3 protein-coding genes are annotated in these 1,118 nt (G+C 63.2%); 2 read left to right on the top strand and 1 reads right to left on the bottom strand.

Annotation, left to right across the window (positions count from 1 at the left end):
* Positions 1–311 (bottom strand): shikimate kinase (locus EOA29_RS37330; RefSeq protein ID WP_281061137.1); only part of this gene is annotated, 311 nt, incomplete at its 3' end.
* Positions 312–506: 195 nt separating this feature from the next.
* Here EOA29_RS37330 and EOA29_RS37325 point away from each other — a divergent pair.
* Together EOA29_RS37325 and EOA29_RS37320 are read left to right on the top strand one after the other, a co-directional pair.
* Complete coding sequence (locus tag EOA29_RS37325) at positions 507–659, top strand: hypothetical protein (RefSeq protein WP_040989318.1); 153 nt, start codon at positions 507–509, stop codon at positions 657–659.
* 10 nt (positions 660–669) lie between these two features.
* A partial coding sequence (locus tag EOA29_RS37320) for a site-specific integrase (protein WP_189479135.1) occupies positions 670–1,118 on the top strand: 449 nt, incomplete at its 3' end.

Raw genomic sequence — 1,118 nt, 5'->3', positions numbered from 1 at the left:
GCCGTGCTTGACGCAAACAGGCTTTTGATGTCGATACGGCGCAAAAGAGGTTCCGCATGAACGCGCTGCCAGCAAATCCGCCGGACGAAGGCCGTGTCGCGCTCGAACAGCTCCGGCACGGTCATGCGCGATACGCTCTCTATCTCCTGATCGCTGTCGATGAAGGGCAGCGAGAGCATCGCCGCCACCTTGCGGCCGATCGCCGTCTTGCCGGCACCCATCAGGCCGACAAAGATGATGGAGCGGCTGCCGAGCCTTTCGAGCAGCGCGACACGGCCTTCGTCCGGCGGATTTGCTGGCAGCGCGTTCATGCGGAACCTCTTTTGCGCCGTATCGACATCAAAAGCCTGTTTGCGTCAAGCACGGCGCCGCAAGCAAACAGGATCGTGCGGCTTTCCAACGGAACCTTCGCCGACAAAATCCTTCGTCCTTGAATTGGTCGGATTGGCGTCCCATAAGGGCACAGGGTTTGGAAACGCAAAAACAAGAAGACGGGCGAAAGCTGAATGCCGACATTGTTTCGCTTTGTCGTGACGCTGGCGGTTCTTGCAGGCATTGCCTATGGCGCGATGTTCGCGCTGGCGATGTTCGTCGAGCCGAAGAAGGCGGAAATGAGCGTGCGCATTCCGGCGGAAAAGCTCAATCCGAAGAAGAACTGATCCCGGCCAGATGAACAGCGCCGCCCGCATCGAAGCCTTCCTGGAGATGATGAGCGCCGAGCGGGGGGCGGCCGAGAACACGCTTTCCTCCTATCGCCGTGACCTCGAAGACGCTTCCGCCTCGATCGGCGGCGGGCTGGCGGGAGCGGGAGCGGCCGACATCCGCGCCTATCTCGACGACATCGCGGCCAGAGGCTTCGCTCCGACCTCGCAGGCGCGAAAATTATCGGCGATCCGCCAGTTCTTCAAATTCCTCTATGCCGAAGGACTGCGCGGCGACGACCCGACCGGCACGCTGGACAGCCCAAAGAAGGGCCGACCGCTGCCGAAGACGATGACCGAAGCCGAGACCGGCCGCCTGCTCGACCGCGCGGCCGAGGAAGCGGGCGGTGCCGCGCCGGGCGGCGACCGGCTGGCGGCGCTGCGCCTGCATGCGCTGGTCGAGGTGCTCTATGCCAC

The sequence above is a fragment of the Mesorhizobium sp. M1E.F.Ca.ET.063.01.1.1 genome (assembly GCF_003998155.1).
GTDB lineage: Bacteria > Pseudomonadota > Alphaproteobacteria > Rhizobiales > Rhizobiaceae > Mesorhizobium.
The sequence above is the reverse complement of the archived record's forward strand: the minus strand, read 5'-3'. Positions and strand labels throughout refer to the sequence as shown.